Source organism: Actinomadura sp. HBU206391, assembly GCF_014323665.1.
GTDB lineage: Bacteria > Actinomycetota > Actinomycetes > Streptosporangiales > Streptosporangiaceae > Actinomadura_C.
In genome coordinates, this window is record NZ_JABVEB010000082.1 from 1 (window position 1) to 26415 (window position 26415).

Here is a 26415-nt window from a genome sequence, read left to right on the forward strand (position 1 = left end):
CGCATCGGGCCGGGCCGGGCCGGGCCGGGCACCGTACGGTGCGGCGGCCGGCCCGGCCCCCAGATCAACGCGGTGGCCGATCAGCCCGGCGGCGGATCAACCCGGCACTTGACCGACCCGGTCGACGGCCACCATCCGCCATACCGCCGCGGAGCCGAACACCTCGCCCTTCCGCTTGCCCATGTCCGGCAGCGCCTTCGTCGTGACCTCACGGACACCGAGGTACTGGTAGTTCTTCGGGTCGAAGAAGTACTCGGTGCGGATTCCGTCATAGGGCGAGGTGAACCTGAGCCCCACTCCGTGCCGGCCCGCCGGGTCGACGGCCTTCGGGTTCAGGGTCACGCCGGGGATCCGCCTGGTCGCGGTGAAGAGCGCCTTGCGCACCTTGGCGGGGACATAGGACTCCCGCACCACGTCACCGGCGGCCTTGAACATCAGTTCCGCACGGGACCGGCCGCCGTCGCTCTGGCCATAGAGATGCTTCCGCATGCCCTCGGCGTCGCCCGGCAGCCTGCTCCGGTCGACCGGATCGGGGGTGCAATGTTCGGTCACCTTGATCTTCCGTCCGGAGCTCCTGTCCTTCTTCTCCGGGACGATCTGGGTCCGCACGCCGTTCCGGCAGCCCGGCACGGTCGCCGACATGGGCATGCCCGCCACCTTCTGGTCGATCCGGCCGTCGCGGGTGCCGTCCACGGACAGCCAGACCCGGCGCATCGAGGCGGGGTCGAGTCTGCACACCGGCTTGGCCAGATTGCAGGCTTCGTACTGTTGCCGGGTCTCCACGAAGAGGAACTGGTCCGGGCGTGGAGCGGTGTCGGACAGGATGGAGGGCGCGGATTTCGCGACGTTCACGGTTGGCCCGCCCGTCAGGGGACGGGTCACCTCACCCCAGCCGGACATGAGCACGGCCGGGATTCCGATCGCCACCGCCGTGCCCAGTACGGCCAGACCGAGGACCGGCCGGCTGCGGCCGAACCCCGCCAGGCGGCGCCGGGACGGCCTCCCCTGGGCCGCTTCGACGAGGCGCTGCCGTTGCCGGACGAGTGCGGCCGGTGGCTCCTCGTCGAGGTGGCGGCCGAGGTCGCCGAGCATTTTGAGATCGTCCATGGTCACTCCTCGTCGAGCAGGGGGTTGGTGTCACCGAGTGCGGCGCGCACTTTCCGGCGGGCCCGGTTGAGCCGCGACCGCACCGTGCCCACCGGGATGCCGAGCGCGTCGGCGGTCTCCGCGTACGACAGGTCCGCCCAGGCGACGAGCAGCAGCACGTCGCGGTCGCCCCTGGACAGCCCGGCGAGTGCGCTCGCCAGGGCGGGGCGGGCGGCGGCGGCCGAGACGCCGACCGCCACCCGGTCGGCCGGTCCCTCGGTGACGACCTCGCGCGGGCTGCGGACCATCGCCCGGTAACGGGCCGCTTCGGTCCTGCGGTGACGGGAGATCAGCTTGGTGATGATGCCGAACAGCCACGGCCGCGCGTCGGGGCGATCGGCGTCATACCGGTCCCGCCGCTGAAAGGCGACGAGGAACGCCTCACCGACGAGGTCGTCGGCGACCTCGGGGCCGAGCCGCTTGACTACGTACCGGTAGAGCATGGCGCTGTAGCGGTCGAAGAGCTGGGCGAACACCTCGGGCTCATGGCGCGACGCCACGATGAGCCGCGCGTCCGAATCCGGCTGAACGAGCCGCTCCGAGATCACCGTGGACACCGGGCGAACCGGGTCCGGGAGCATCTGGTCATGAACGCCCTTCCTATCGGGGGGACGGGAACATCCTGTATCGCCCCTTCGGCCCCGACGAGTTCACTCCCACGGCATCGAGCGGTCGTCAGCGCAGTCGCGATCGGGCGGTGGGCGTCAGCGTGAGGTGCCGCGGAGGGCAGATCAGGCGCGCCGACAGCTCGGGCAGCACCTCCTCGGTCCACGTGCGCGACCGGTCGAGGAGCCGGCCGTGCTCCGCGTGGTCGGCGGCGTCCGGGAAGGCGGCGAACCACACGAAGACGTTCTCACCGGTCCGCACCGGCAGCGCCGGATAGGTGTTCTCCGCGGGCTCGGTCTGGAAGCAGGCCAGCGGCCGCGCCCCGGTCTCGGTCATCACCGGTGCGACGCGGTCGCGGAAGAAGACGGCGAAGTCGTCGTCGACCGGCTGGCGCGGGTCGGCCGGTGCGATCGGCGGCTCGCGGTGGTAGATCGTGACCATGACGCGCGAGGCGGGCGGCTCCCCGGCGCCCGCCGATGGCCGAGCGGAACCCGGCGGCAAGCCGGGCGCCGCGCCGACCGGGCGGAGCAGCAGTACGTCGTCGCTGTCGACCATCGTGGCCACCGCCGCGTCCCGATGCCTCCGCCAGGCGTCACCCTCGACGTAGAAGGCCGTCAGCGCCTCGGCCCGCGCCCGCATGTCCGGGAAGCCGCGTACCCAGACGAACCGGTCGGGATCGCCCTGATCGCGGAACTGGCCGATGACGCTGATGCCCACGGCCTCCTGCGTCTCGACGAACTCCCGGTCGAAGAGCTCGATCAGGACGTCGCGTTGGCCGGGATGCAGCGTGTACTGCCTGAGCTCGATGACGGAGCAGCGGATTTCCTGACCCGGGTCGGGCCGACCGGGAGCGTTCATGCGGCAACCGTGTTCATGCGACAACCGTGTCATCGCCGAGCAGGACGGACGAGTGGCCGGACTGCCGGTATCCGCAAAATTCCTGCCATACGCTGACGGCTATGAGCGCTCGTTCCGTCGCTGTGGCGGTCATCGACGACATGCCCGTGTACGAGGTGGCCATCGCGTGCGAGGTCTTCGGGATGGTCCAGGCCGTTCCGGCCGGCCCGCCGTCGTACGACGTAAGGCTGTGCGCGGCGCGGCCGGGCCGGACCAGGACCGAGTCGGGTCTCGTCGTGCACACCGCCCACGGGCTGGACGGGCTGACGCATGCGGACACGGTGATCGTCCCCGCCGTGCCGCACGCCTGCCTGGACTCGGGCCTGGAGTTCCCGCCGGGGCTCATCGACGCGGTCCGCAGGGCTCACGCCGGTGGTGCGCGCGTCGTCTCGTTCTGCAGCGGCGCCTTCGTGCTCGCGGCCGCTGGCCTCCTCGACGGCAGGCGGGCCACGACCCACTGGCTGCACGCCGACACGCTCGCCGAGCGACACCCGCGGGTACGGGTGGACGCGTCGGTGCTGTACGTCGACGAGGGCGACGTGCTCACCAGCGCCGGTCGCAGCGCCGCACTGGACCTGTGTCTGCATCTGGTGCGGAGCGACCTCGGCGCGCACGTCGCCAACCAGGTGGCCCGCCGGATGGTGGTGCCCGCGCACCGCCCGGGCGGGCAGTCGCAGTACATCGACCTGTCGGTGCCCGAGGCCGGCGACGACGGGCTCGGGCCGGTGCTGCAGTGGGCGTGCGCGCACCTCGACCGGCCGCTGACCGTCGACGAACTGGCCGGGCAGGCCCGGATGAGCCCGAGGACGTTCGCGCGCCGCTTCCACGCCACCACCGGCACGACACCGCTGCGGTGGCTGCTGGGCCAGCGGCTCATGTGCGCACAGGCGCTGCTCGAACGCACCGACCTGCCGATCGACCAGGTCGGTGAGCGCAGCGGGCTCGGTTCCGCGGCCAACCTGCGAAGGCACTTCGGCCGGGGCGTCGGCGTGACCCCCACCGACTACCGCCGCGCGTTCCGCGGCGGAGAACCGCCTCAGGACTCCGCGGATTGAAAGCGGCTCGGGGCTGCCCCAGAGGCTCGTGACCAGCCGTCATATCGATCCGGATATCGCATGACATACGTATCAATCTTGGACATAAGCCACGGTCTGCTGGTCTTCTCTAGAACGTTCCAAACACGAACCTCTGGTGAAGGGAGCTCTGATGCGCCGATCCCGAGTGGCCCTCGCGGTCATCTCGACGACGACCGTGGCCGCGCTCGTGGGGGCGGGAGTCGTGTGGCATCTTCGCGACGACGACGGGCCGGGCGCCACCGCCGGACGCTATCTGGCCGCCTGGCAGCGCGGTGACTTCGCCGCGATGAGCGCCCTCGTGAGCCGGCCGCCCGCCGACTTCGCCGCCCAGCACACCCGGATGCGAGACGACCTGGGCGTGACCCGGTGGCGGTTCCGCCAGGACTCGACCGGCGACAAGGGCGACTCGGTCCTGTCGGTCTTCACCGCCGAGCTGGCCCTGCGCGGCGGTGAGACCTGGCGCTACGACGGCAGACTTCGCCTGATCCGCAGCGATGGGAAATGGCGGGTCGCATGGTCGCCGACCGCGCTGCATCCGGAACTCGGCGAAGGCCGTCGGCTGCGGGTGGCCCGGTCGTGGCCCGATCGGGCCACCGTCAGCGCCGCCGACGGCAGCCCGATCGACGACAGCACCTCGGGCTCGGTTCAGCAGCTCGTCGGGCCGCTCGCAGCCGCCACCGCGGCCGACGTCAAGCGGCTCGGGCCGCCCTACCTCGTCGGCGATCAGATCGGCTCGGACGGCCTTCAGCGACAGTACGAGCGCCGCCTCGCGGGAACGCCCGCCGAGGCCGTACAGATCGTCGACGCCCGCGGCAATCCCGTCCGTACCCTGCAGCGGTTCGGCGGCAAGGCCGGCACCCCGCTGCGCACCACCCTCGATCCGGACGCGCAAGAGGCGGCCGGGCGGGCGCTGTCGGACGTGGACCGGCCCGCCTCGCTCGTGGCGCTGCGTCCGTCGACCGGTGAGATCGTCGCGGTGGCCAACAAGCCCGGCGGCTACAACCGGGCACTGCTCGGCCGCTATCCGCCCGGCTCGACGTTCAAGGTGATCACCGCGTCGGCCCTGGTGGCGGACGGGCTCGGCCCGCAGACACCGGTCGGCTGCCCGGCCACGACCAACGTCGGTGGCCGCTCCTTCAAGAACTACCAGCACGAGGACTTCGGCACGGTGCCGTTCCGCGAGGCCTTCGCGCATTCGTGCAACACGACGTTCGCCCGGCTGGCCGTCGACCGGCTCAGTGAGCGCCGGGTCTCGCAGGTGGCGGCGATGTTCGGTTTCGGCGCACCGATCATCGCGGGCGTGCCCGCCGTACGGGCGTCGTTCCCCAAGCCCAAGGATCCGGCCGAGTTCGCCTCGGCGTCGTTCGGGCAGGGCGCCGTCCTCGCCAGCCCGCTCAACATGGCGTCCGTCGCGGCGGCGATCGCGGGCGGCACCTGGCGATCGCCACGGCTGGTCGACACCCGGCTGGCCGGGCAGGCCGCCGACGCGGGCGGCCACGCCCCACAGGCGCCCCACCGGCTCGAACCCGGCGTCGTCAGGGCGCTGCGCGACCTCATGCCGGCCGTGGTCAGCGAGGGCACGGCCGCACAGGTCGACTTCCCGCCCGGGGTGGCCGGCAAGACCGGCACCGCCGAGTACGGCTCCGGCGAAGACCCGCCCACGCATGCGTGGTTCATCGGCTACCGCGGCGACCTCGCGTTCGCCGTCATCGTCGAAGGCGGCGGAACGGGAGCCGAGGCGGCCGCTCCCATCGCGGCCCGCTTTCTGCGCGCAGCACTGTGACCTCGGTGGGCATCACGCAGGACGGCGCGGGCGTGGCCGGATCGGCGCGCCCTGCGGCTGACCGCCGACCCGTCCCAGCAGGCACTGCTCGAACACTCCGCTGGTGAGAGCCGCGCGGGCCGATCGCCCGCCGGGACGGCGTGGCGGGCCCCCGGTGCGACGATACGTGCGCACCGGCCGGCCGCCTGATCAGGAGCATCGGGTACGGTCGGGCCGGTGAGCACGTTTCGACACCCCGGCACCGTACTGACCGATCACACTTTCACCGTCCCGCTGGACCACGACGATCCGGGCGGCGAACAGATCGAGCTGTACGCGCGGGGGGTCGTCGCCGCCGACCATGCGGACGCGCGGCTGCCCTGGCTGCTCTTCCTGCAGGGCGGCCCCGGCTTCGGCGGTCCGCGGCCGGTCGGCCGCCAGGACTGGCTCGACCGGGCGCTCGACGACTACCGGGTGCTGCTGTTGGACCAGCGTGGCACCGGACGGTCCACTCCCGCCAACCGGCACACCCTGCCGCAGAGGGGAGACGCCAAGGCCCAGGCCGACTACCTCGCCCGGTTCCGCGCCGACTCGATCGTGCGCGACTCCGAGGCGGTGCGCCGCTCGCTGATCGGCGACGAGCCCTGGAGCGTGCTCGGGCAGAGCTTCGGCGGTTTCTGCACTGTCACCTACCTGTCCTTCGCCCCGGACGGCGTACGGGAGGCCTTCATCACCGGCGGCCTGCCGGGTCTGGACGCCACCGCGGACGACGTCTACCGCGCCGCCTATCCGCGGATGGTGACGCGCAACGCCGAATACTACGAGGCCTACCCCGGCGACGTCGACCGGGTCAGGCGACTGGCCGCGCACCTGCGCGACCATGACGTGCGGCTGCCCGGCGGGGGGCGGTTCACCGTTGAGGCGCTGCAGGCGCTCGGACGCGTGCTCGGCACCCTCGGCGGAGGCCACCGGCTCCATTACCTGCTCGAGGACGCCTTCGCGGGCGGCTCCGGCTCGGACCTGCCCGGGTTGCCGCCGGACGGGTTCCTGTACGACGTCGAGGCCCAGCTGACGTTCGCGGCCGGGCCCCTCTACGCCCTGCTGCATGAGCCGTGCTACGGGCAGAGTGCCTCGGGCGCGAGCCGCTGGTCGGCACAGCGGATCCGCGCCGAGTTCCCCGAGTTCGACCCCGACGCGGCGCTCGACGAGGGCGCTCCCGTCCTGTTCACCGGGGAAATGATCTACCCCTGGATGTTCGACACCGACCCGGTGCTGCAGCCGCTGCGCGAAACTGCCGAACTGCTGGCCGAACGCGACTCCTGGCCCGACCTGTACGACGCCGGCCGGCTGCGCGCCAACGAGGTGCCGGTCGCCGCCGCCGTCTACCACGACGACATGTACGTGGAGCGCGAGCACTCGCTGCGGACCGCTCGGTCGATCCGCGGCCTGCGCCCCTGGATCACCAACGAGTACGAGCACAGCGCGCTGCGCACCGACGGGGTCACCGTCCTGGACCGGCTCATCGCGCAGGTACGCGGCAACGCCTGACCGAGCGGTCGGGAAGGCTGCGAGCAGCGGCGGGCGCCGGGCGCTCAGCCGTAGAGACGCTTGGCGTACTCCGGACCGTAGTACCGCTCGAGCTGTTCCAGGGTCTCCTCGGTGCGCTGGACGCTCTTGACGATCTGCGCGTGCGAAGGCAGCGCGTCGGGTTCCCAGGTCTCCGGCTTCCACAGCGATGAGCGCATGAACGCCTTGGCGCAGTGGAAGAAGATCTGCTCGATCTCCACCAGGAGCGCCAGGTTCGGCCGGTGCCCCTTGACGGTCATCTCATCGAAGAACGGCGCGTCCCGCAGCAACCGGGCGCGCCCGTTGATGCGCAGCGTCTCACCGCGCCCGGGGATCAGGAAGAGCAGCCCTACGTGCGGGTTCTCGATGATGTTGTGGAAGCCGTCGACCCGCCGGTTGCCCGGCCGGTCCGGGATGGCGATGGTCGCGTCGTCGACGACGTACGCGAACCCGGGCGGGTCGCCCTTGGGCGAGACGTCGCAGCGACCGGCTCGGTCCGCGGTCGCGATCAGGCACAGCGGCGAGGCCGCGAGCCACTCCCGGTCACGCTCGTGCAGTACGACGCGCTCCTTGGTGAGCGCCCTCGGCATCGGTGCGCCCAGCAACTCGCGCAGTTCACTCGCCGAGCCGATCTCCACCAAACCCGCGACATCCGTCATCGAGGCCCTCCCTGCAGTGGTGTTGTCACCGTCCAGGATGTCGCATTCCGGAGGGATACTGCATTACATGTATCGGGAGCGGGCATCGCGGCTGGACGAAGCCGTCGTGTGGCAGCGCACCCAGCCCGCCGCGGCGACGGCGCAGCGGGTGCTGCCCGACGGCTGCATCGATCTGATCTGGTTCGACGGCGAGCTGCTCGTGGCCGGGCCCGACACCGCGGCGCACCTGGCGACCGGGTCGCCGGGGGCCGGCTACACCGGGTTGCGGTTCGCTCCGGGCATCGGGTCCGCCGTCGTAGGGGTGCCCGCGTACGAGCTGCGCGACCGCCGCGTGCCGCTGGCCGATCTCTGGCCGGCCGCGCGCGTCCGCGCCCTCACCGACCGCCTGGCCGCTGCGGAGGTCCCGAGCGTGGTGATGGAGGAGACGGCGGCCGACCGGCTGCACCAGGCCGATCCGATCGACCCGGCGGTGCCCTGGATCGTGACCCGGCTGCGCGCCGGCGTGCCGGTCAGCGCCATCGCGAGCGAGACCGGGCTGAGCGAACGGCAACTGCACCGGCGCTGCCTTGGCGTCTTCGGGTACGGGCCCAAGACGCTGGCCCGGATCCTGCGCATGAACCGGGCCGTCGAACTCGCCCGCGCCGGCACGCCGTTCGCCACCGTCGCGGTGATCGCCGGTTACGCCGACCAGGCCCACCTCGCCCGTGAGGTCAAGGCCCTGACCGGCGTCCCCCTCAGCGCCCTCATCTGAAGGCCGGCCACGACCTGGTCGCCTAGGACGTGGTCGGCAGCGGCGCGAAGAGGTCGACGCCATTGCCGTCCGGGTCGTGGACGACCGCGTAACGCTGACCCCAGAACGCGTCCCAGGGCTCCAGGTGCCCTTCGTAACCGGCCTTGACGAGGTCGGCGTAGACGCGGTCCACCTCGGCGGGGTCATCGCAGAGAAAGGCCAGGCCGACTTTCCCGCCACCCTCGGATGGAGTCCAGCTCGGGTCGATGGAGCTGACGGTCTCGGCGGTGTCCCAGGCGAACCGCAGCCCGCCAGGAAGGGCCGCCTCGACATGCGGCTCGGCGTCCGCGTCCGCGGGGATCTCGAACCCGAGGCGCCGGTAGAAGGCCAGTGACCTGCCCATATCGGATACGACGATGCTGATCAGATTGAACGTAGGTGCCATGACAGCCACCGTACGGAAACCGCCGCACCTCCGTCTTGAAGGAATCAGACGTGGTCTCGAGCGCATGACCGGTCTCCGGCCTCCGCGATGTCCGGGGCTTGTAGGCGACGATTCGCGTATGACACGGTCTTGGCCATGAAGCCCTTCGAAGGCGACATGTCGGGGAACGTGGCGGCCTTCGAGCAGACCGTCCGATCCACGATCGAACTCGCCGAGACCTTGGGTGCCGCCGAGTGGGACCTGCCCACCGAGTGCCCCGGCTGGACCGTCCGCGACCAGGTCGCCCATATCGTCGGGGTCGAGCGGATGATCCTCGGAGATCCGCAGGAGGCGCACACCCTGCCCGCCGGGCTCTCACACGTACGCAGCGACTTCGGGCGGATCCTGGAGATCGCCGTCGACGCCCGCCGCACGAGACCGCCCGAGACAGTGGTCGCGGAGTTGCGAGAGACGCTGGCACGCAGGCTCACCGACCTCGCCACCATCGACCCGGGGCGGCAGGTCAAGGCACCGGACGGGCGCATGGGGCCGTACTCCCGGTTCATGATGTTCCGCGCGTTCGACTGCTGGGTGCATGAACAGGACATCCGCCGGGCGGCCGGCCGCCCCGGCAACCTCGACGCCCCGGCCGCCGAACGCGCCCGCCACATCATCGACTCGGGCATGTCCTTCGTGGTGGCCAAACGGGCCGGGGCAGGTCCCGGCAGCTCGATAACCTTCAAGGTCACCGGCCCGCCGTCGTTCCGTTCCTGCGTCCTGGTCGGCGATGACGGACGGGCCCGGCCGGTGGAGCCGGAGTCGCATCCGACCGTGACCCTGTCGATGGACTGGGAGGGCTACGTGCGGCTCGCCGCCGGACGCTGCGATCCCGCCGACGTCGACGTCTCCATCGACGGCGATCATGACCTGGCCGGTCGCGTCCTCGGCAACATGGCCGTCACCCCATGACCTGATCGTCGCCCATAAGCCACAAGTCGGTACCATTCGAACAAACGTACGATATCTGGGCATAATCAAGGGATGGACCCAGAGCACCGGCCGCTGACGTGTCCCTACCACCACCCCATGAAGCGCGGCCTGATCAGAGTCGGGTGGGCGCCCTGTGACTGCCCGCCCGCTCTGGCCCGCCACCGGGGGCACCGGACCTATTGGTGCGAGAAGTGCAGCACGGTCGGCGTGACGACCGTCTCCTACAACCCGGAGCATCTGCCCGCTGACGGCACCCGCGGCCGCCATCCCCTGACCGTATGGTGACGCGCTTTCCTGGGGTCCGGTTCGGTCCCGACCGGGTCTGTCGGCGGCCCGGCGGGACGAGGCCGTCTCCGCCACGGACAAGGCGTTCAACAGCGGAAAGGTCGCAGCCATCCTCCCGCACGTGCGTGATCCCCCCGTGATCATGCACTTATTCACCACCACACCACCCAGGGCGGGCCGGCCAGCGCGACCTAACTACATGATCACGGCGGAGGAGGGTGCGGAGAGCGATCATGGCCCCGCATCACCACCGCGAGGAGGATGCCGGCTCAGCGGGGCAGCCGCAACGGGCGACTGCCCCGCCTCCGCACGCCTGGTCCGCCGGCGGCCTGTGCGACCGTTCCATCAGCGGCCGGCCGCGGGTCATGAATTCTGCCCGTTGACCTCACTGACCTGTTCCGCGATCCGCCGCGCCGTTCCCGATACGTCGTTCACCGGGTGCTGGCGGTCGGCGTTGTGCCAGGAGAAGAACCGGCCGCTGAAGCCGACGAACACCCACACGTACACAGCGGGAATATCGGTCTCCACAGCCAGTCCTGCGACGTCCTTGCGGACGTGTGAGCGGATCCCGTGCTCATCGGCCAGCACCACCCGCAACTCCGCGAGGAGTTCGAGCTCCAAGCTCATGCTCGCTTCCACGCTCCGCTCCCCTCTCAAGGCAGGACCGGCGGTGTGGGCCACAGCCGTCGTCTACGGCCAACCGTCCTCTGCCCAGTCACCGGTTCCGCCGCCGATCACTGATCAAGAGTCCTGCAGAGAGATGTCACGTCGCGATACCGCCCGTATCGCATCTGTGGCTTTTACATGCTCATGTCTGTCTCATCTGTTGATCGTCTGTGTTAGCTTCAGGCGGTCGAAAGGCTGGTGATGACCGAATTTCCCGTACGGCTGAAGGTGCTGCTTCGTGAGAGGCACTGGCAGACGTATCGGACGTTCTGCACCGAGTACGACAAGGCCGCGAGAGCGGTCGACCCCGACCTGGTCGGCGGCTGGCCGAGCCGGGCGCAGCTGCACCGGTGGCTGAGCGGCGAGGTGAAGGGCCTTCCCTATCCCGACCACTGCCGGATCCTGGAGAAGATGTTCCCCGGCTGGTCGGCGGAACAGCTCTTCGAGCGGTACCGGCCCGAGGCCTCCGCCCGGCCCGAGACGTCCGCCCGGCCCCAGACCTCTGCCCACCCCGAGACGTCCGCCCGGCCCGGGAGCGACCCTGCCGAGTCGAGGACGACCGATGTCGGCGAGTTGCTCGGCATCATCGAAGACCGAGTCGACGCTCGGGGCTCGGGTGAGCCGGCCTGGGGAGACGTGCCGCGGGTGCCGGCCACCGCCGGCGCCGGGCTGAGATCGGTCTCGGACGTGCTCAGCGGGCCGAGCCTGGCCGGTGTCAGCGACCACGCCCGTGAGTTGGGCCGCAAGCTCCTGGAGTTGCAGCAACTGCGCCGCCTCAGCGACGCCGAGATCCGTGAACTCGCCGGCCTGGCAGGGCAGGTCGTGGAGTTGACCTCGACCACGTACGTGCACATCGACACCCAGGGCCGCGCCACCGCCGCCTGCCGCATCGACCTGCTGAACCTCACCGACGAGCCGATCAGCCGAATGACCCGTGAAGTGTCGTTCGAGCACACCGGCGGCCCGCTCGGCATCACCCCCGCGCCTGACAGCGACCGGCGTGTGGAAATCCAGCTGATCAACGACACCACCGCCCCGGCCAGGTTCGTCTTCGAGATCTTCCCTCAGCTGCGGCCCGGTGAGTCGGCGCGCATCGGCTACATGTGCGAGAACGGGAGATTCGACGGAGACCATCGCTGGCGTCAGCGAATCCCCCGTCACACCCGCCAGTACACACTGCGCATCCGTCAGCAGAACGTCGACCTCGCCGAATGCACTGCCATGGAGGAACATCCGGATGGCTCGCAGACACCGGCCACCGACGGTCTCATGTGGGACATCTACGGCGACGACGTCACCATCACCCTGACACGCGACTATCTACGCCCCAACCAGGCCCTGACGCTGCGCTGGAAGTGATCCGCTCCCCCGTCCGTGCGCGGGCCGTACGCGCCATGGCACGCGGATCGTAGGCGACGTCACACGCGGGTCGCACGCGCAAGGTCGGTGCGAGCTTCAGGGCGGCCTCGAAAGGTGGAGTTTTCCCTACCGGCTTAGGCGAGTTGCACCCATCGTGACGTGAAACCGCAGGCCATAGCGTCATTTCCAAGCGATGCACCTCGCGTCGCAAAGGGAGGTCTGACGATGGCGAGACACGCGAACGCGCACCCGGCCGGCGGCGAGGCACTGCGGTTGGTGTCGGTCGGCAAGGTCTATGGTTCGGCCGGTAACACGGTGACGGCGTTGGACGATGTGAGCCTCACGCTCCGGCCGGGGACCTTCACAGCGGTGATGGGCCCCTCGGGGTCGGGTAAGAGCACGCTGTTGCAGTGCGCAGCGGGCCTGGACCAGCCCACCCACGGCCAGGTGTTCGTCGACGGCACCGAGATGACCGGCGGCCGCGAGACCACGCTCACCAAGTTCCGCCGGGAACGCATCGGGTTCATCTTCCAGCAGTTCAACCTGCTGCCCACCCTCACCGTGCTGCAGAACGTCACCCTCCCGCTCCGCCTGGCCGGAAAGAAGATCGACCGCAAACACTGCACCACCGTCCTACAACGCGTCGGCCTCGGCGACCGCCTTGGCCACCGCCCCGCCGAACTCTCCGGCGGCCAGCAACAGCGCGTCGCCATCGCCCGCGCACTCGTCGCCAACCCCAAAGTCATCTTCGCCGACGAACCCACCGGAGCCCTCGACACCCGCAGCGCCCACCAAGTTCTCGCACTGCTGCAGACCGCCGTGCGCATCTACGGCCAAACGGTCGTGATGGTCACCCACGACCCCATCGCCGCCTCCTACGCCGACTCGGTGCTCTTCCTCGCCGACGGACGGATCGTCGGACGGCTCCCCGATCCCACCCCCGAAGCCGTCGCCGAACGCATGACCCACCTCGGCGACATGTCCCAGCGACGCGTTTCCTCGGAGGTGTGACCGATGTTCGGCCTGGCTCTGCGTTCTCTGCGATTCCGCACCGGCAGCCTCGTGGCGAGTTTCCTTTCGATGTTCCTCGGCGCGACCATGGTGATGGCCTTCGCCTCGATGCTCGACACATCCATGGGCGACGGAGTGCCGACGGCCAGCGGCGAGACGCTCTCGATCATGGGGAATGTCGTGGGCGGCTGGGCGCTGATCCTGGTGATCTTCGCCGTCACCTCCACGCTGACCCTCTCGGTCCGCCAGCGCGCCACCGAGATGGCGCTGCTGAAGAGCATCGGCGCTACACCGGCCCAGATCGGCCGCATGATCGTCGGTGAGAGCGCCGTCGTCGCCCTCGTCGCCGCCGTCCTGGCGATGCCGGTGGCCGTTCTCGGTGGCAATGCGCTGCTCGAGATGCTGATCTCCACCGACCAGGTGGCCGACGGCGTGTCCTACGCCTTCGGACCGGTCGCGATCAGCATGGGCTTCGGCATCACCGTGGGTGGATCCATGATCGCCGCACTGCTGACCGCCCGGCGTACGACTCGCATGCGGGTGGCCGACTCGCTCCTCGACGCCTCGACCGGAGAGGCCCGGATGGGCAAGGTACGCGTCATCGCGGCCCTCGTCTTCCTTGCCTGCGGCCTCAACCTCGGCATCCTCACCGCCACGGTGATGGGCGCCGAGGACTTCGAGGCGATGCAGACGGCGGGGCCGGCCTCGATCGTCTCCTCGATCGGAATGGCGCTCCTCGGTCCGCTGCTGGTGCGCCGCGTGACCGCCGTACTGGCATGGCCGCTGGAGCGGATGGCCGGTGTCAGCGGCTACCTGACCGTGCAGAACATACGGCAGCGTACGAACCAGATGGCCACCGCGCTCATGCCGATCATCCTGTTCACCGGCATCGCCACCGGCACGCTGTACATGCAGGACATCGACAACGCCGCGGCCGCCGCGACCGGTGTGGCGCGGACGGCCGAGCAGAAGAGCGCCGAGACGCTCAACCTGGTGGTCATCGGCATGATCGCGCTGTTCGCCTGCATCATGCTCATCAACACCCTGGTCGCGGCGACGACCTACCGCCGCCGTGAGTTCGGCGGGCAGCGGCTGGTGGGAGCGACGCGCGGCCAGGTACTCCGCATGGTCACGTTCGAGGGCATCGCGCTGGCGGCGACCGGCGTGCTGTTCGGCGGCATCGCCTCGCTCGTCACGGTCCTCCCGTACAGCATCGCGATGACGGACACGGTCGTGCCGGACTCACCAATCTGGATCTTCACCGGGATCGTCGCCGTCGCGGTCACCGTCACCCTGGCCGCCGGCGTCGGCACGGCCCGCCGTGTGGTCCGTACGCCCGCGATCGAGGCGGTGGCCGCCTGACACCGACCGAGCCGGTGCGGATCCCGCACGCCACCCGAGTACAGGGCGGTCGCGTCCAGCGACCGCCCCGTACGACTGTCGCGCTGATCCGGCCGAGCGGCGGGCACGGGCGGTCACGGGGTGCCGAGTGTGCGCGCGAAATGAGCCTGGGCATCCGCCGTACGGCCGTTTCCGTAGATGCGCAGGACTGCGGCGAGGTCGGGGAAGCCGGCGTCGAGGAGCGACGCGGCGGTCTCGATCTCGGCGGCGGAGGCCACGGCGCGCAGCAGTGACTGCAGTGCGCGCGCCGGCTCCTCCGTGGCCGCCCGGGCCGGTGGTGTGGTCACGCGCATACCGGACGAGGTGGTCGCCGACTCCGCACGGATCCGGCTCAGCCGTTCGCCGATAGCGTCGCGGCTCAGTCTTGCGAGGCCCGGATCGAGGGCGAGTTCCTCGACCGCGAGCAACCGGTTGAGCACCCCCGGATTGCTGATCTTGGCGCGGCGGCCGGACATGAGCTGGGACAGCATCGGCGGCGAGAGGCCGAGCACCTGGGCAAGGCTCGCCTGCGAGATCCCGAGCCGCTCGAGCAGCCACCGGAAACGGTCGCCGAGCGGCTCGCCGTACCACTCGGCCTGCAGCTTGCGGTTGCGGTCGACGTTGTCCTCTATGGTGCCCACCAGCCCCTCTTGACTGTTAACATTTGCAAACACTAGCTTTGCATACGCATACGACGGAGGGCTTCCTTGGAGGGAAGTATGCATCCTACTGCCAGGACCGGATCGTTCGCAGATGCGACGGGTGAGCGGCGGCCGCGAACGGCCGGGATCGCAGGCAGGCTCATCGCACTGGCCGGTGCCGTGCTCGCCGGGCTCACGATGATCCCGATGCAGCCGCTCGCCGCCACGGCGCAAGCGGGGGCTCCGGAGGGGTCGGAGAAACTCGCCCCCATCATGCTGGTCCTCGACGCCTCCGGCTCCATGGCGGCGCCCGCTCCCGGCGGCACCAAGATGGACGCCGCCAAGCACGCCGTGCGCTCGGTGGTCGACACCGTCCCGGCCGACAGCCGGATGGGGCTGACGGTGTACGGCACCGGCACCGGATCGTCCGCCGGCGAGAAGACCGCCGGATGCAAGGACATCGAGGTCGTCCATCCGGTCGCCGCCCTGGACAAGGCCGGCATCACCCGGGCCGCGAACGCCGTCAGGCCGCGCGGCTACACGCCCATCGGGCAGTCCCTGCGGACCGCCGCCGGCGCCCTCCCGAGCGAAGGGCCGCGCTCGATCGTGCTGGTCTCCGACGGCGAGGACACCTGCGCCCCGCCCGAGCCGTGCGAGGTCGCCAAGGAACTCGCCGAGCAGGGCATCGACCTGCGCATCCACACCGTCGGCTACCAGGTCGACGCCAAGGCCAAGGGCCAACTGACCTGCATCGCCCAGAGCACCGGCGGCACCTACACCGACGTCCCGGACGCCTCCGAACTCCGGCGGGCGCTCGGCAGGGTCACCGCGTCGGCCATCCGCAACTACGAGCCCGCCGGCACCCCCGTCACCGGTACGGACACTCTGCGAGGCGCTCCCGTCCTCCGACCCGGCGCCTACCAGGACACCCTGAGCGGCGCCAAGCGCTACTACTCGGTCGACATCCCGGCCGGCAACACCGTGTACTTCGCCGCGACCGTGCCGTTCGAACGGGGCGGATCGCTGGTGGCAACGGGACTCAACATCTCGCTCAAGGGAGTGAACGGCACCGACTGCAACTTCACCGAGAACGAGTTCTCGACACTCGGCGATGACAGCCGCCCGCTGAGCGCAGAGCTCACCTGGGACGGTCTGGCGTCCGAGACCCGCACACCGATCGAGGCGTGCGAGCAGCCCGGTCGCTACACCTTCGAGGTGTACTTCACCGACAGCCCCGGCAAGCCCGGCGAAGACGGCGCGCGGTTCCCCATCGAACTGCAGGTCGGCCTCGAACCACCGGTCGCCGGTGACAAGGGGCCCGAGCCTGTCGACCGGTTCGTCGCCTTCCAGGACCCGGGTGGACCGGACCGGCCGGTCACCGGCGGCGCCTCCTTCGGCACCGCGGCCGCCCTGCCCCGCTCCGGCCACTACGTCGAGCAGATGCACTACGGCGAGTTCCTCTTCTACAAGGTGCGCCTCGGCTGGGGCCAGGCCCTGACCTACCGTCTGCGGTATCCCGACCAGCCGGGCGGCGGTCCGTCGGCCAAGGTCTTCTCCGAGATGTACGCGCCGTCCCGCAAGGTGCTCAAGGCGGGGACCACGTACTACTCGGGACAGGCGAAGACACTCGACTCCCCGTATCTCAACGAGAGGACCGGCGGACTCTCGACCCTCCCGGTCCAATACCGCAACCGCGAGCTCCACGACCGGAGGTTCACCCCGTACAGCGTGGCGGGGTGGTACTACTTCGCCGTCGGCCTCGGCACTCCGGTCAGCGGGAACACGCCGCCGAACGCCATCCCGGTGACCATGGACGTCTCCGTCGTCGGCACGCCCGGGAGGGGCCCGCAGTACGCCAATGGCACCGACGAGACGGACGCCTTCGGAGCCCCTCCGGCCGCCCCCTCCGCCGCGACACCCCTGACCGGCCGGAACGTGTCCTCCGAATCCGGACTCCCCTCGTGGACCATCGCGGCGGTGGCGGCCGGCGGCATCGGCATCAGCACGCTCATCGGGACCCTGCTGTTCACCCGCCGCCGCGCCGCACCCCGGCACACTCCGCTCCCGGGGTCGCCGCCAAGCCCTCCGCGCTGACAACGAGGGGGATGCCGCATTCGGCACCGCCGGGGGATCAGGCCATCAATACCACTTGACGATTAACATTTGCAAACACTAGCTTCGCATGGGCATGCGACGAGATTCCCGGGAGAGAAGTATGCGTCTCACTGCGCGGACCGGACCGTTCGCAACCGCGATGCGTGAGCGGCGGCCGCGTACGGCCGGGATCGCAGGCAGGCTCATCGCACTGGCCGGTGCCGTGCTCGCCGGGCTCACGATGATCCCGATGCAGCCGCTCGCCGCCACCGCCCGAGCGGGGGCTCCCGAGGGGTCGGAGAAACTCGCCCCCATCATGCTGGTCCTCGACGCCTCCGGCTCCATGGCGGCACGCGCTCCCGGCGGCACCAAGATGGACGCCGCCAAGCGCGCCGTGCGCTCGGTGGTCGACACCGTCCCTGCCAACGGCAAGATGGGCCTGATGGTGTACGGCACCGGCACCGGATCGGCGCCGGGCGACAAGGCCGCCGGCTGCAAGGACATCAAGATGGTCCACCCGGTCGGCACCCTCGACAAGGCCGCCATCACCCGGGCGGCGAACGCGTTCGAACCCCGGGGCTACACGCCGATCGGGCAGTCCCTGCGTGCCGCTGCCGCGGCCCTGTCCAAGGACGGTCCGCGCTCCATCGTGCTGGTCTCCGACGGCGAGGACACCTGCGCCCCGCCCGAGCCGTGCGAGGTCGCCACGGAACTCGCCAAGCAGGGCATCGACCTGCGCATCCACACCGTCGGTTTTCAGGTCGAGGCCAAGGCCAAGAAGGAGCTGACCTGCATCGCCCAGGTCACCGGCGGCACCTACACCAACGTCCCGAAGGCCTCCGAGCTCGGACGGGCACTGGGCAGGGTCACCCAGTCGGCGCTCCGCAACTACCAGGCCGCCGGCACCCGCGTGATCGGGACACCCACCCTGCAGGGCGCGCCCGTCATCAAACCCGGCGCCTACCAGGACACCCTGGACAACGCCAAGCGCTACTACTCGGTCGACATCCCGGCCGGCAACACCGCGTACTTCGCCGCGACCGTGCCCTTCGAACGGGGCGGTTCAGTGCAGGTCAAGGGGCTGAATGTCGCGTTGCTGGGCGTGAACGGCACCGACTGCAACTTCTTCGAGAACGAGATCACGACGAGCGGGTACGACGGCCGTCCACTCACCGTCGAGCTCACCTGGGAGGGTCTGGTGTCCCCGTCCCGGACGCCGTACCCGGACTGCAAAAAACCTGGTCGCTATACCTTCGTCGTGTACTACACCGGGGCCACCGACCGGCCGGCCGGCGGCGGCGGCGAGCAGTTGCCGCTCGAACTGCTGGTCGGCCTCGAGCCTCCGGCCGGCGACAAGGGACCCGAGCCGGCCGGCAAGCCCGTGGCCTTCCAGGACCCGGGTGGACCTGAGCGACCGGTCACCGGCGGCGCGTCCTTCGGCACCGCGGCCGCCCTGCCCGGCTCGGGCCGCTACACCGAGCAGCTCAACTACGGCGAGTTCCTCTTCTACAAGGTGCGGCTCGACTGGGGCCAGGCCCTGACCTACCGCGTGCGTTATCCCGACGATCCGAACATCAGGTTGGCGGTGAACATCGAGAGCGAGATGTACGCGCCATCCCGCAGAGTGCTCGCCTGGGACACCACGTTCTACTCGGGACAGGCGAAGATGCTGGACGCTCCGAACCTCGCCGCCAAGTCCGGAGGCTTCTCGACGCTCCCGATCCGTTACCGCAACCGCGAGCTCCGAGACGCGAAGCTCAACGCGCACAGCGTGGCGGGTTGGTACTACTTCGCCGTCAAGCTCGGCAGGCACAACTCCGAGAGCGAGAAGCCTAACCCGATCCCGGTCACCATGGACGTCTCTGTCGTCGGCTCACCGGAGAAGGGCCCGCGGTACACCGGTGCCACCGGCCAGACTGACACCTTCGGAGCTCCACCGGCCGAGCCCTCCGCGGCGATACCGCCCCTGACCGGCCGGAAGGTGTCCTCCGAATCCGGGCTCCCCTGGTCGACCATCGTGACAGCGGTCACCGGCGCCATCGCCGTCGCACTCATCGGGACGCTGCTCTTCACCCGACGCCGCCGCACCGCGCCACACCTCGCCCCGGCGTCCAGAGGCCAGCTCTACACAGCGGTTCCCGGCATCCTGCAGCACACCGCAGGTCCCGGCATGCCGTCGGACACCCCAGGGCCCGCCGCACCGCCTTACAGCCTGCCGGTCGACCCGCCTCCGCAGACCCAGGGCACGGGCGCGCCGGCCAACGACCTGCCGGCGGACACGCCGCCCTACGACCTGCCGGCCAACGCGCCGTCCTACGACCTGCCGACCAACGCGCCGCCCTACAACCTGCCGCCGAGCCCGCCGCCCTACGACCTGCCGGCCGGCGCACCGGCGGGCGACCTGCCGATCGGTGCACCGGCCTACGACCTGGGGCCCGGCACGCAACCCGACACCTCAGAGCCCGGCGCACCGCCCGAGACCCCGGGGACCGGCGTGCCGCCCCACACCTCTGAGCCGGGGACTCCGCCCCGTTCCAGGGAGCCCGACACGCCCTTCGGCACCCGCGAACCTGAGACGCCACCGCACACCCGGGGGCCCGACACGCCGTTCGGCCCTCCCCGCTGACGACATGGGTACGGCCGCGCTCGGTCCCACCGGGCGCGGCCTTGCCGCCCGCCCATCGCGGCGGGCCGTCAGCCGACCGGCCGCCAGTAGTAGGTGTCGTCGGAGCGGAAAGTGCAGCGCACCCGGCGGCCGTCCGTGGTGGTCTCGACGGTCCCGACATCCTGCCAACCGCAGGAGCCGCCGGCCCGGAGGTCGCGCTCGGGCCCTCCCGCCGGACCCGGCGCCTGAGCCGGTGTCGAGGAGGCGGGAGAGGAAGAGGACCCCACGGTCGGTCCGCCGCCCGGACGATCCGACATGCTGCGGACGGCGAGCACGCCGCCCGCCGCGGCCAGGCCGAGCGCCCCCGCGGTCACGGCGGCGATGACCGGCCGACCCAGCGACCGCGCACGCTCTACGGGCTCGGCTTCCCGCCCGCGACCGGCCAATTCCGGCCTCGGGCTCGCCTCCGCCCCGGTCTGCTGCGGCACCGGCCCCTGCGGGCCCCAGCCCTGGGGCAGCGGGCCCAGCTGGTCGAAGATCTCGATCGGCTCGCCGCCGGCCGTACGAGCGGGTGACTCGAGCACCAGCCCGCAGCCGGCCAGCAGCTCGCCCGCGACCGCCGCGTCGGCCGGGCGATCTCGGGGGTCCAGCGCGCAAAGCCCGGCGACGAGCGACCACAGCTGAGGCGGCACGCCCTCCGGCGGCGGGCCGAACCGCTGTGCCACCTCGGGCCGGTCGGCTCCGGTGAGCATCTGCCAGGCGACCATTCCGGCGGCGTAGAGATCCTGCCGCGGCCCCGGTTCGCCGCCCTCCAGCACCTCGGGCGCGACGTAACCGGGCGTCCCCACCACGAAGCCGGTCGTGGTGAAGCGCCGGCCGTCGGGATGCAGCGCGGCCCCGAAATCGATCAGGCGTGCGTGCGGCGGCCCCTCGCCGGTCGCCTCCAGCAGCACGTTGGCCGGCTTCACGTCGCGGTGGATCGCCCCCTCGGAATGGACGTGACCGAGGGCCGCGAGCAACTGCGCCAGGATCTCCGCGGCGTATGCGGCGGGAAGCGGCCCGTAGTCGTTGACCAGCGTGTCCAGTGACCCGCCGTGGACCAGGTCCATCACGAGCACCAGGTCATCGTCGTCGGCCGCCCATCCGTGCGGGGTGAGGACGTGGGGATGCGCGATGCGCAGTGACTGCTCACGGATCACCCGCACCACGGCGGTGCCGCCGATCGCCGGATTCACCAGCTTCGCCGCGCAATGGCGGAGGTCGCGGTGGTCGAACGCCCGCCACACCGACCCCGTGGCGCCGGCGCCGATCCGGTCGATCAACGCGATGCGTCCGGCCACGACCCGTCCAGGCCGACCGGTCACCACGTACGGCCTGCTTCTGCCAGAGCGGCGGGAACTGCCATGGACACATGGAACACCATGGCCCGCACGGCCGGTGCCCCGTCCCGCATGCGGGACGTCGTCTCCTCCCCCGTCGGACGGCGTACTACCGTCGCCGTCATGGTCACCTCTGAGCAATCACCACCGGAACCCCCGGAGACCTTGTCCGACCCGCGGGATCTGCTCGTGGGCTACCTCGACTTCTACCGCGACGCGGTGCTGCGCAAGCTCGACGGCCTGCCCGAGCGAGAACTGCGCACCAGCCGCCTCCCGTCCGGATGGTCGCCGCTGGAACTGCTCAAGCACCTCGCCCATGTCGAGCGCAGGTGGTTCCGCTGGGGCTTCATGGCCGAGCAGGTCGACGCGCCGTGGGGCGACCTGGGGCCGGGCGACCGATGGCAGGTGGGCGACGACGAGACCGTCGGCGACATCAAGGCCCTGTTCCTCGACGAGTGCGCAAGGGCCCGGCGGATCGTCGCCGCGGCGCGGCTCACCGACACGGCCGCGACCGGTGGTCGCTTCAATCCGCCGGACCCGCCACCGACGCTGATCTGGATCATGTTCCATGTCCTGCAGGAGTACGCCCGCCACGTCGGCCAGCTCGACGTGGTCCGCGAACTCACGGACGGGGTCATCGGCGAGTGACGGGACCCGCCGCGCCATCATGGCGTCCGCTGTCGCGTCCGACGGAGAAGAGACGAGTCCAATGGCCACCTCGAGCGAGGCGAACAAGGAGAGCGAGCTGGACGAGTGGGCGCAGGAGGCCCATGAAGCCATCCGGGACATGGTGGAGAGCCTGAACGGCGACCTGGCCGCGTTCGATCGCGATCCCATGACCTTCCAGCATGTGCTGGACGAGTTCGTCCGCACCCTCCCGCTCGGCGAGATGGAGAAGGAGGACTGGGTATGGCTGCACACGCAGCTGGCCGCCTACCTCGCCGAGGTGCTGATCCGCACCCGCGACGGGCGCTGGGAGGCGCTGCCGGATGACCGCGTCTCCAGCGGCACCAGGTACGTCGTGACCGTCACCGGCAGGGACGGCCACGTTCGGCAGGTCGACCCCTTCGAGCTGGTGCATGAGAACCTCCTGCCCGTGCCGCAGAGGATCCCGCGAATACTCGAACGAGCCCTGGCCGGTTGACCGGCGAAGCGGCCGCTTCGCCGACCCCGGCCTCGACCTCGACCTCGCCGGCAGAAGTTTCGTCGGACGTGTCGATCCGGCCGTCCGCCGCTCGACGCGTGAGTAGAGGCGGGTCGAGCTGGTCGAGATCCGCAGCTGACGCCGCACTCCGAACCCGAGAGCGAACGTCATGTGATTCAACCGGTCGGCAGGCCCGAGAAGAGCCAAGCAGCGAAGGGAAGCCTCGTCTCATGAGATTTCACGCCACCATCGAACTCGGCGGCAAGACCGCCACCGGCATCGAGGTTCCGGCGGAGGTCGTCGCGGCACTCGGGTCGGGCAAGCGGCCGCCCGTCCACGTCACGATCAAGAGTCACACCTACCGCAGCACGGTGGCGCCCATGGGCGGCCGGTTCATGATCCCGGTGAGTGCCGAGGTGCGCGAGAACGCCGGTGTCGTCGCCGGCGAGGAGGTGGACGTCGACATCGAGCTCGACACCGAACCGCGTGAGGTCGCCGTCCCGCCCGATTTCGCGGAGGCGCTCGACCGTGATGCGGGCGCCAAGCGCGCCTTCGAAGGGTTGTCCTACAGCGGCAAGCGGCGGTACGTGCTCTCGGTCGAGGGGGCCAGGGCGGCCGAGACGCGGCGGCGGCGCATCGACAAGGCGGTCACCGAGCTCCGCGGGCTCGGCAAATGACGACCATGGCCCGCGAACGTCCGCGTGTGCGCGTCACGGTTCGATGGTGAGACGTTCGATGAGGCCGTCGCGGAGTGTGAACCGGTAGCGGAGGTCGACGACTCCGCCGGGGAAGTCGCCCTCGAGGTGGTTGGTGACGACGAAGGTGGCGTCGTCGACCCTTTCGGCTCCAGTGAGCTCGACGGTGTAGGTGTACTCATTCGCGGCATGGGCCAGCCACTCTCGGATGGCCGCGCTCCCGGTGTAGGTGTTGCCGTCGTCGATCACGGTGGCGTCGTCGGCGAAGGTGCCGATCGCGATGTCGGTATGACGGGCGCGGTGGGCGTTCAGGTACCGGGTGATCGTTTCCGGCGGCTCGGTGCGGGCGGTCACCACGACCGTTGCGCCCGCGCACGAGAGGCGTCGGGCGATGGCGGCGCCGCACCCTTGGTGCCTCCGGTGACCAGGGCTTGTCTGCCCTGGAGGGAGTCGCTGAGGAAGGTGGTCACAGTGGTTCCGTCCCGGGCGCGAAGACGCCGGAACGCCCGCCACCCATAACTGCTAGAATAGAAGTGAGTGACTTCGACTTTAGCAGTAACGACGTCAGGGCGGTCGAATGGCGATCCGGGTCAGGCTGGAGGACCGGGAGTGCCCGCTGTCCACGACAGTGGGCCACGTCGGGGAGTGGTGGACGCTGTTGCTCCTCCACGACGCCTTCGACGGCTACACCCGCTTCGACCAGTTTCAGGAGAACCTCGGCATCTCCTCCAGCATGCTCACCAGCCGCCTGAAGGCCCTGGTCGCCGACGGCCTGCTGGAGCGGCGCCCGTACCAGACCAACCCGACCCGTTACGAGTACGTGCTCACCGAGCTGGGCCGGTCTCTACGCCCGGTCATCGTGGCGCTGGCGGCCTGGGGCAACGCGCGCCTCACTCCCGAGCAGCGCAGCATGATCCTCGTGAACGCCTCCACCGGCGAGGAGGTCGAGCCGGTGGTGGTCGACGCCTCCACTGGCCGCCGTCTCGACGATGCGGCAGACTACGTCTTCGCCGCCGGACCGGCCGCCAGCGACGCCATGCGCGCCCGCTACCCTCGCACCCCCCAGGACCGCACATGACCACCGACGAACGCTGTGCCTGGGCGCTCGGCTCAGCCCTGATGACGTCCTACCACGACACCGAGTGGGGCCGGCCCGCGCACGACGACGCCTACCTGTTCGAGCTGCTGCTGCTCGAAGGCGCCCAGGCCGGCCTGTCGTGGTCGACCGTGCTGAACAAGCGGGAGAACTACCGCCGCGCTCTCGACGGGTTCGCCCTCGAGAAGATCGCCGCGTACGACCAGCCGAAACTCGACGAGCTCCTCACCGACCCCGGCATCGTCCGCAACCGCCTCAAGATCCAGTCGACCGTGAAGAACGCCCGCGCCTTCCTTGCCGTACGCGAGGAGTTCGGCTCCTTCGACACCTACCTGTGGGGTTGGGTCGACGGCACCCCGATCGTCAACCACGCCGCGCCCGGGGATCCGTTCCCGGTCAGCACGGACCTGTCCGACCGGGTCAGCAAGGACCTCAAACGCCGGGGATTCACCTTCGTCGGCACCACCATCGTCTACGCCTATCTACAGGCCGTCGGCGTCGTCGACGACCACATCGACGGCTGCCCGGCCAAGCCACGGCCGCTCGGCGCCGAACCCCATGACGGCGTCCCCACCGAGGCTTAGCGGCATCGCCGCGGTGATCGCCGAACCCTCCGACCAGGCAGGACACCGCCGACGTCGAGGCTCGGCCGGTGGCCGCCCACCGGCCTTCGACGCCGAGGCGTACAAAGGACGCAACGTCATCGAACGCTCGTTCAACGTCCTCAAGCAATGGCACGGTCTGGCCACCCGCTACGACAAGCCCGCGCTCACCTACCGCGGCGGCGTTGTCCTCGGCGCCATCATCACCTGGCTACGCGCTTTGAGAGTCGCGCCCTAGAAGCGGTCGAGGCGGCAGCCCGCCAGCACCGGCTCGACGGCGCCGTCGACCAGCTCCCGCGCGACCAGGCGGCCCACGGCCGGGGCGAGCGTGACCGCAGAGTGCAGCACGGCCACATAGAGGCCGGGCACCTGGGCGACCGGGCCGACGATCGGCTCGCCGTCGGCCGGCATGGGACGTAGGCCGACCCGGGTGCTGAGCAGCTCGACGTTCGCGGCGCCGCGGAAGGTCGACCGGACGGCGGCGAGAGTCCGTTCGGGCGAGTCTGCGGCGGCGAGTAGCCGGTCCGCGGCGACCTGCCGGAGATCGAAGTCCGGGGTGTTGACCACGGTGCGGACCAGACCGGCCGGAGCGCGGAGCCGAAAGAGCGTCGCCGGCGACGGGTCGACCGGGACGCGTATGCCGAGCGGCGCGCCCAGCGCGGCCGTGGCCACGCCTGCCGCGAGCACCACAGTCGCACCGGAGAGGGGTCCTGCGGCCGTCTCGACCCCGACAACCCGACCCGCGGCGTCCCGGCGGACCGCGGTGACCGGGGTGTCCGGACGGACCCGGGCGCCGCGGGCGCGGGCACCCGCGACCAGCCGCTCGGTCACGCCCACCGGGTCCACCGCGCCGTCACCGGGTGCCCAGATAGCCCACTCCGGGGGCTGCCGCAGGGTGGGCTCGAGCGTCGCCACAGTGGCCGCGTCCACGATCTCCTGCCCGGGCCCCGCCTCCGGCGCGCCGTCCGTCGCGGCCCAGGACAGAGAGCCGGACCAGGTCACCGGGAGTCCCGGCAGCTCGGCCTCGAGCCGGCGGTACTCCTCCGTCGCGGTCGCCCGCAGCGCGGCGGCCGGACCGGTGCGTACGCCGGACGCCCCGATCCAGGCGAACGAGTCCGCCGTCACGCTGGCGCCCGGCCGCCCGGCGTCGACGAGGGTCACGACGGCACCGGCCCGGGCGGCGTGATAGGCCACCGAGGCGCCGACGATGCCGGCGCCGACGACCACCAAGTCGCTGCTCACCGCCGGCTCAGCACGTTGACGACGTTCCCGTCCCCGTCGGGGATCGCGAGCGAAGCAGCGGCGTACGCGGCGTCCATATGGTCGACCTCGACGGACACGGCCGGCCGCACAGGGGTGGACTCGTCATGGCTGATCAGGCTGAGCCGGACCCCCGGCCAGGCGGGATCGGCCAGGGTCACGATCCAGCCGAGGTCGATCATCGGCTCCCAACCGAGCACGCGCCGCCAGAACTCCTGGCTCTCCGCCGGCGCCCGGCTGGGCAGGTCCGTCATGATGCGTCGCACGCTCACCCGCAACACTGTGCCGCAGGGCCAGCCCCTGCGCCATCATCACCTGGCTACGCGCTTTGAGAGACGCGCC

28 protein-coding genes are annotated in these 26415 nt (G+C 70.6%); 17 read left to right on the forward strand and 11 right to left on the reverse strand.

Annotated elements, in window-relative coordinates; genetic code table 11:
• Positions 1 to 96: 96 nt before the first annotated feature.
• The 3 genes from HKK72_RS22110 to HKK72_RS22120 form a co-directional block, all read right to left on the reverse strand.
• Positions 97 to 1107, reverse strand: a complete 1011-nt coding sequence (locus HKK72_RS22110; protein ID WP_187236319.1) for a CU044_5270 family protein — start codon at positions 1105 to 1107, stop codon at positions 97 to 99.
• A gap of 2 nt (positions 1108 to 1109) precedes the next feature.
• A complete protein-coding gene (locus HKK72_RS22115) occupies positions 1110 to 1694 on the reverse strand; it encodes an RNA polymerase sigma factor (RefSeq protein ID WP_410050331.1) in 585 nt (194 codons plus the stop codon).
• A 127-nt stretch (positions 1695 to 1821) separates the two neighbouring features.
• Entirely contained in the window at positions 1822 to 2610 is a 789-nt protein-coding gene (locus tag HKK72_RS22120; RefSeq protein ID WP_187236321.1) for an NIPSNAP family protein, read from the reverse strand.
• Positions 2611 to 2711: 101 nt separating this feature from the next.
• On the opposite strand from HKK72_RS22120, the gene HKK72_RS22125 reads away from it, so the two are divergent.
• The 3 genes from HKK72_RS22125 to HKK72_RS22135 all read left to right on the forward strand — a co-directional run bounded on the left by HKK72_RS22125 (position 2712) and on the right by HKK72_RS22135 (position 7035).
• A complete protein-coding gene (locus tag HKK72_RS22125; protein WP_187236322.1) occupies positions 2712 to 3704 on the forward strand; it encodes a GlxA family transcriptional regulator in 993 nt (330 codons plus the stop codon).
• A 151-nt stretch (positions 3705 to 3855) separates the two neighbouring features.
• Positions 3856 to 5508 (forward strand): penicillin-binding transpeptidase domain-containing protein, encoded by a 1653-nt coding sequence (locus HKK72_RS22130; RefSeq protein WP_187236323.1) that lies wholly within the window; start codon positions 3856 to 3858, stop codon positions 5506 to 5508.
• A 216-nt stretch (positions 5509 to 5724) separates the two neighbouring features.
• The gene (locus HKK72_RS22135) at positions 5725 to 7035 is read left to right on the forward strand and encodes an alpha/beta fold hydrolase (protein ID WP_187236324.1); all 1311 of its coding nucleotides are present in this window, start codon (positions 5725 to 5727) and stop codon (positions 7033 to 7035) included.
• Between the two features lie 44 nt (positions 7036 to 7079).
• Here HKK72_RS22135 and HKK72_RS22140 read toward each other — a convergent pair whose 3' ends face one another.
• The gene (locus HKK72_RS22140) at positions 7080 to 7712 is read right to left on the reverse strand and encodes a pyridoxamine 5'-phosphate oxidase family protein (protein WP_187236325.1); all 633 of its coding nucleotides are present in this window, start codon (positions 7710 to 7712) and stop codon (positions 7080 to 7082) included.
• A gap of 67 nt (positions 7713 to 7779) precedes the next feature.
• Between HKK72_RS22140 and HKK72_RS22145 the strand changes: the two genes are divergently transcribed.
• A complete protein-coding gene (locus HKK72_RS22145; protein WP_187236326.1) occupies positions 7780 to 8463 on the forward strand; it encodes an AraC family transcriptional regulator in 684 nt (227 codons plus the stop codon).
• Between the two features lie 22 nt (positions 8464 to 8485).
• Here HKK72_RS22145 and HKK72_RS22150 read toward each other — a convergent pair whose 3' ends face one another.
• A complete protein-coding gene (locus HKK72_RS22150) occupies positions 8486 to 8887 on the reverse strand; it encodes a VOC family protein (protein ID WP_187236327.1) in 402 nt (133 codons plus the stop codon).
• A gap of 135 nt (positions 8888 to 9022) precedes the next feature.
• Here HKK72_RS22150 and HKK72_RS22155 point away from each other — a divergent pair, with 135 nt between their 5' ends.
• Together HKK72_RS22155 and HKK72_RS22160 are read left to right on the forward strand one after the other, a co-directional pair.
• Entirely contained in the window at positions 9023 to 9835 is an 813-nt protein-coding gene (locus HKK72_RS22155) for a maleylpyruvate isomerase family mycothiol-dependent enzyme (RefSeq protein ID WP_187236328.1), read from the forward strand.
• Between the two features lie 72 nt (positions 9836 to 9907).
• Entirely contained in the window at positions 9908 to 10141 is a 234-nt protein-coding gene (locus tag HKK72_RS22160; RefSeq protein WP_187236329.1) for a hypothetical protein, read from the forward strand.
• A 363-nt stretch (positions 10142 to 10504) separates the two neighbouring features.
• On the opposite strand, the gene HKK72_RS22165 is transcribed toward HKK72_RS22160, so the two are convergent.
• On the reverse strand, positions 10505 to 10768 hold the full coding sequence (locus HKK72_RS22165) for a hypothetical protein (protein ID WP_187236330.1): 264 nt from the start codon (positions 10766 to 10768) through the stop codon (positions 10505 to 10507).
• A 240-nt stretch (positions 10769 to 11008) separates the two neighbouring features.
• On the opposite strand from HKK72_RS22165, the gene HKK72_RS22170 reads away from it, so the two are divergent.
• The 3 genes from HKK72_RS22170 (at position 11009) to HKK72_RS22180 (ending at position 14539) form a co-directional block, all read left to right on the forward strand.
• The gene (locus HKK72_RS22170) at positions 11009 to 12166 is read left to right on the forward strand and encodes a hypothetical protein (protein WP_187236331.1); all 1158 of its coding nucleotides are present in this window, start codon (positions 11009 to 11011) and stop codon (positions 12164 to 12166) included.
• Positions 12167 to 12391: 225 nt separating this feature from the next.
• Positions 12392 to 13177, forward strand: a complete 786-nt coding sequence (locus HKK72_RS22175) for an ABC transporter ATP-binding protein (RefSeq protein ID WP_187236332.1) — start codon at positions 12392 to 12394, stop codon at positions 13175 to 13177.
• Between the two features lie 3 nt (positions 13178 to 13180).
• Entirely contained in the window at positions 13181 to 14539 is a 1359-nt protein-coding gene (locus HKK72_RS22180) for an ABC transporter permease (RefSeq protein WP_187236333.1), read from the forward strand.
• A 113-nt stretch (positions 14540 to 14652) separates the two neighbouring features.
• Here HKK72_RS22180 and HKK72_RS22185 read toward each other — a convergent pair whose 3' ends face one another.
• Positions 14653 to 15198 (reverse strand): helix-turn-helix domain-containing protein, encoded by a 546-nt coding sequence (locus HKK72_RS22185; RefSeq protein ID WP_222721000.1) that lies wholly within the window; start codon positions 15196 to 15198, stop codon positions 14653 to 14655.
• A gap of 78 nt (positions 15199 to 15276) precedes the next feature.
• On the opposite strand from HKK72_RS22185, the gene HKK72_RS22190 reads away from it, so the two are divergent.
• Both HKK72_RS22190 and HKK72_RS22195 read left to right on the forward strand, forming a co-directional pair.
• On the forward strand, positions 15277 to 17292 hold the full coding sequence (locus HKK72_RS22190; protein ID WP_187236335.1) for a vWA domain-containing protein: 2016 nt from the start codon (positions 15277 to 15279) through the stop codon (positions 17290 to 17292).
• Positions 17293 to 17413: 121 nt separating this feature from the next.
• Positions 17414 to 19918: a vWA domain-containing protein gene (locus tag HKK72_RS22195; protein ID WP_187236336.1), complete on the forward strand. Its 2505-nt coding sequence runs from the start codon at positions 17414 to 17416 to the stop codon at positions 19916 to 19918.
• Between the two features lie 68 nt (positions 19919 to 19986).
• On the opposite strand, the gene HKK72_RS22200 is transcribed toward HKK72_RS22195, so the two are convergent.
• Positions 19987 to 21237 carry a serine/threonine-protein kinase gene (locus HKK72_RS22200; protein WP_187236337.1) on the reverse strand — a complete coding sequence of 417 codons (1251 nt, stop codon included), beginning with the start codon at positions 21235 to 21237 and terminating at the stop codon, positions 19987 to 19989.
• 63 nt (positions 21238 to 21300) lie between these two features.
• Here HKK72_RS22200 and HKK72_RS22205 point away from each other — a divergent pair, with 63 nt between their 5' ends.
• From HKK72_RS22205 to HKK72_RS22215, 3 genes are all read left to right on the forward strand, one after another.
• Positions 21301 to 21924: a DinB family protein gene (locus tag HKK72_RS22205; RefSeq protein ID WP_261987061.1), complete on the forward strand. Its 624-nt coding sequence runs from the start codon at positions 21301 to 21303 to the stop codon at positions 21922 to 21924.
• A 61-nt stretch (positions 21925 to 21985) separates the two neighbouring features.
• Positions 21986 to 22420 carry a hypothetical protein gene (locus HKK72_RS22210; protein ID WP_187236338.1) on the forward strand — a complete coding sequence of 145 codons (435 nt, stop codon included), beginning with the start codon at positions 21986 to 21988 and terminating at the stop codon, positions 22418 to 22420.
• Positions 22421 to 22650: 230 nt separating this feature from the next.
• Positions 22651 to 23097 (forward strand): YdeI/OmpD-associated family protein, encoded by a 447-nt coding sequence (locus HKK72_RS22215; protein WP_187236339.1) that lies wholly within the window; start codon positions 22651 to 22653, stop codon positions 23095 to 23097.
• Positions 23098 to 23130: 33 nt separating this feature from the next.
• Here the strand turns inward: HKK72_RS22215 and HKK72_RS22220 are convergent, their stop codons facing one another.
• The gene (locus HKK72_RS22220; protein WP_187236340.1) at positions 23131 to 23469 is read right to left on the reverse strand and encodes a nuclear transport factor 2 family protein; all 339 of its coding nucleotides are present in this window, start codon (positions 23467 to 23469) and stop codon (positions 23131 to 23133) included.
• Positions 23470 to 23692: 223 nt separating this feature from the next.
• Between HKK72_RS22220 and HKK72_RS22225 the strand changes: the two genes are divergently transcribed.
• The 3 genes from HKK72_RS22225 to HKK72_RS22235 are packed head-to-tail and all read left to right on the forward strand — an operon-like array spanning position 23693 to position 25051.
• Positions 23693 to 24193 (forward strand): winged helix-turn-helix transcriptional regulator, encoded by a 501-nt coding sequence (locus HKK72_RS22225; protein ID WP_187236341.1) that lies wholly within the window; start codon positions 23693 to 23695, stop codon positions 24191 to 24193.
• Entirely contained in the window at positions 24190 to 24795 is a 606-nt protein-coding gene (locus HKK72_RS22230) for a DNA-3-methyladenine glycosylase I (RefSeq protein WP_187236342.1), read from the forward strand. Before HKK72_RS22225 ends, HKK72_RS22230 begins: the two co-directional genes overlap by 4 nt.
• Before the next feature lie 13 nt (positions 24796 to 24808).
• Positions 24809 to 25051: a transposase gene (locus HKK72_RS22235; protein ID WP_222721001.1), complete on the forward strand. Its 243-nt coding sequence runs from the start codon at positions 24809 to 24811 to the stop codon at positions 25049 to 25051.
• On the opposite strand, the gene HKK72_RS22240 is transcribed toward HKK72_RS22235, so the two are convergent.
• Positions 25048 to 26055, reverse strand: coding sequence for an NAD(P)/FAD-dependent oxidoreductase (locus tag HKK72_RS22240; RefSeq protein WP_187236343.1), 1008 nt, complete (start codon positions 26053 to 26055; stop codon positions 25048 to 25050). The genes HKK72_RS22235 and HKK72_RS22240 overlap by 4 nt on opposite strands.
• Positions 26052 to 26345: a glyoxalase gene (locus HKK72_RS22245; protein WP_187236344.1), complete on the reverse strand. Its 294-nt coding sequence runs from the start codon at positions 26343 to 26345 to the stop codon at positions 26052 to 26054. The genes HKK72_RS22240 and HKK72_RS22245 overlap by 4 nt, the downstream gene beginning before the upstream one ends.
• Between the last annotated feature and the right edge of the window lie 70 nt (positions 26346 to 26415).

Coding starts and splice junctions, on each gene's coding strand:
- HKK72_RS22110 (WP_187236319.1), bottom strand. CDS start 1,107: ATGGACGATCTCAAAATGCTCGGCGACCTCGGCCGCCACCTCGACGAG.
- HKK72_RS22130 (WP_187236323.1), top strand. CDS start 3,856: ATGCGCCGATCCCGAGTGGCCCTCGCGGTCATCTCGACGACGACCGTG.
- HKK72_RS22205 (WP_261987061.1), top strand. CDS start 21,301: ATGGACACATGGAACACCATGGCCCGCACGGCCGGTGCCCCGTCCCGC.
- HKK72_RS22210 (WP_187236338.1), top strand. CDS start 21,986: ATGGCCACCTCGAGCGAGGCGAACAAGGAGAGCGAGCTGGACGAGTGG.
- HKK72_RS22190 (WP_187236335.1), top strand. CDS start 15,277: ATGCATCCTACTGCCAGGACCGGATCGTTCGCAGATGCGACGGGTGAG.
- HKK72_RS22125 (WP_187236322.1), top strand. CDS start 2,712: ATGAGCGCTCGTTCCGTCGCTGTGGCGGTCATCGACGACATGCCCGTG.
- HKK72_RS22195 (WP_187236336.1), top strand. CDS start 17,414: ATGCGTCTCACTGCGCGGACCGGACCGTTCGCAACCGCGATGCGTGAG.
- HKK72_RS22165 (WP_187236330.1), bottom strand. CDS start 10,768: ATGAGCTTGGAGCTCGAACTCCTCGCGGAGTTGCGGGTGGTGCTGGCC.
- HKK72_RS22120 (WP_187236321.1), bottom strand. CDS start 2,610: ATGAACGCTCCCGGTCGGCCCGACCCGGGTCAGGAAATCCGCTGCTCC.
- HKK72_RS22160 (WP_187236329.1), top strand. CDS start 9,908: ATGGACCCAGAGCACCGGCCGCTGACGTGTCCCTACCACCACCCCATG.
- HKK72_RS22140 (WP_187236325.1), bottom strand. CDS start 7,712: ATGACGGATGTCGCGGGTTTGGTGGAGATCGGCTCGGCGAGTGAACTG.
- HKK72_RS22170 (WP_187236331.1), top strand. CDS start 11,009: ATGACCGAATTTCCCGTACGGCTGAAGGTGCTGCTTCGTGAGAGGCAC.
- HKK72_RS22215 (WP_187236339.1), top strand. CDS start 22,651: ATGAGATTTCACGCCACCATCGAACTCGGCGGCAAGACCGCCACCGGC.
- HKK72_RS22145 (WP_187236326.1), top strand. CDS start 7,780: ATGTATCGGGAGCGGGCATCGCGGCTGGACGAAGCCGTCGTGTGGCAG.
- HKK72_RS22225 (WP_187236341.1), top strand. CDS start 23,693: ATGGCGATCCGGGTCAGGCTGGAGGACCGGGAGTGCCCGCTGTCCACG.
- HKK72_RS22230 (WP_187236342.1), top strand. CDS start 24,190: ATGACCACCGACGAACGCTGTGCCTGGGCGCTCGGCTCAGCCCTGATG.
- HKK72_RS22180 (WP_187236333.1), top strand. CDS start 13,181: ATGTTCGGCCTGGCTCTGCGTTCTCTGCGATTCCGCACCGGCAGCCTC.
- HKK72_RS22175 (WP_187236332.1), top strand. CDS start 12,392: ATGGCGAGACACGCGAACGCGCACCCGGCCGGCGGCGAGGCACTGCGG.
- HKK72_RS22150 (WP_187236327.1), bottom strand. CDS start 8,887: ATGGCACCTACGTTCAATCTGATCAGCATCGTCGTATCCGATATGGGC.
- HKK72_RS22155 (WP_187236328.1), top strand. CDS start 9,023: ATGAAGCCCTTCGAAGGCGACATGTCGGGGAACGTGGCGGCCTTCGAG.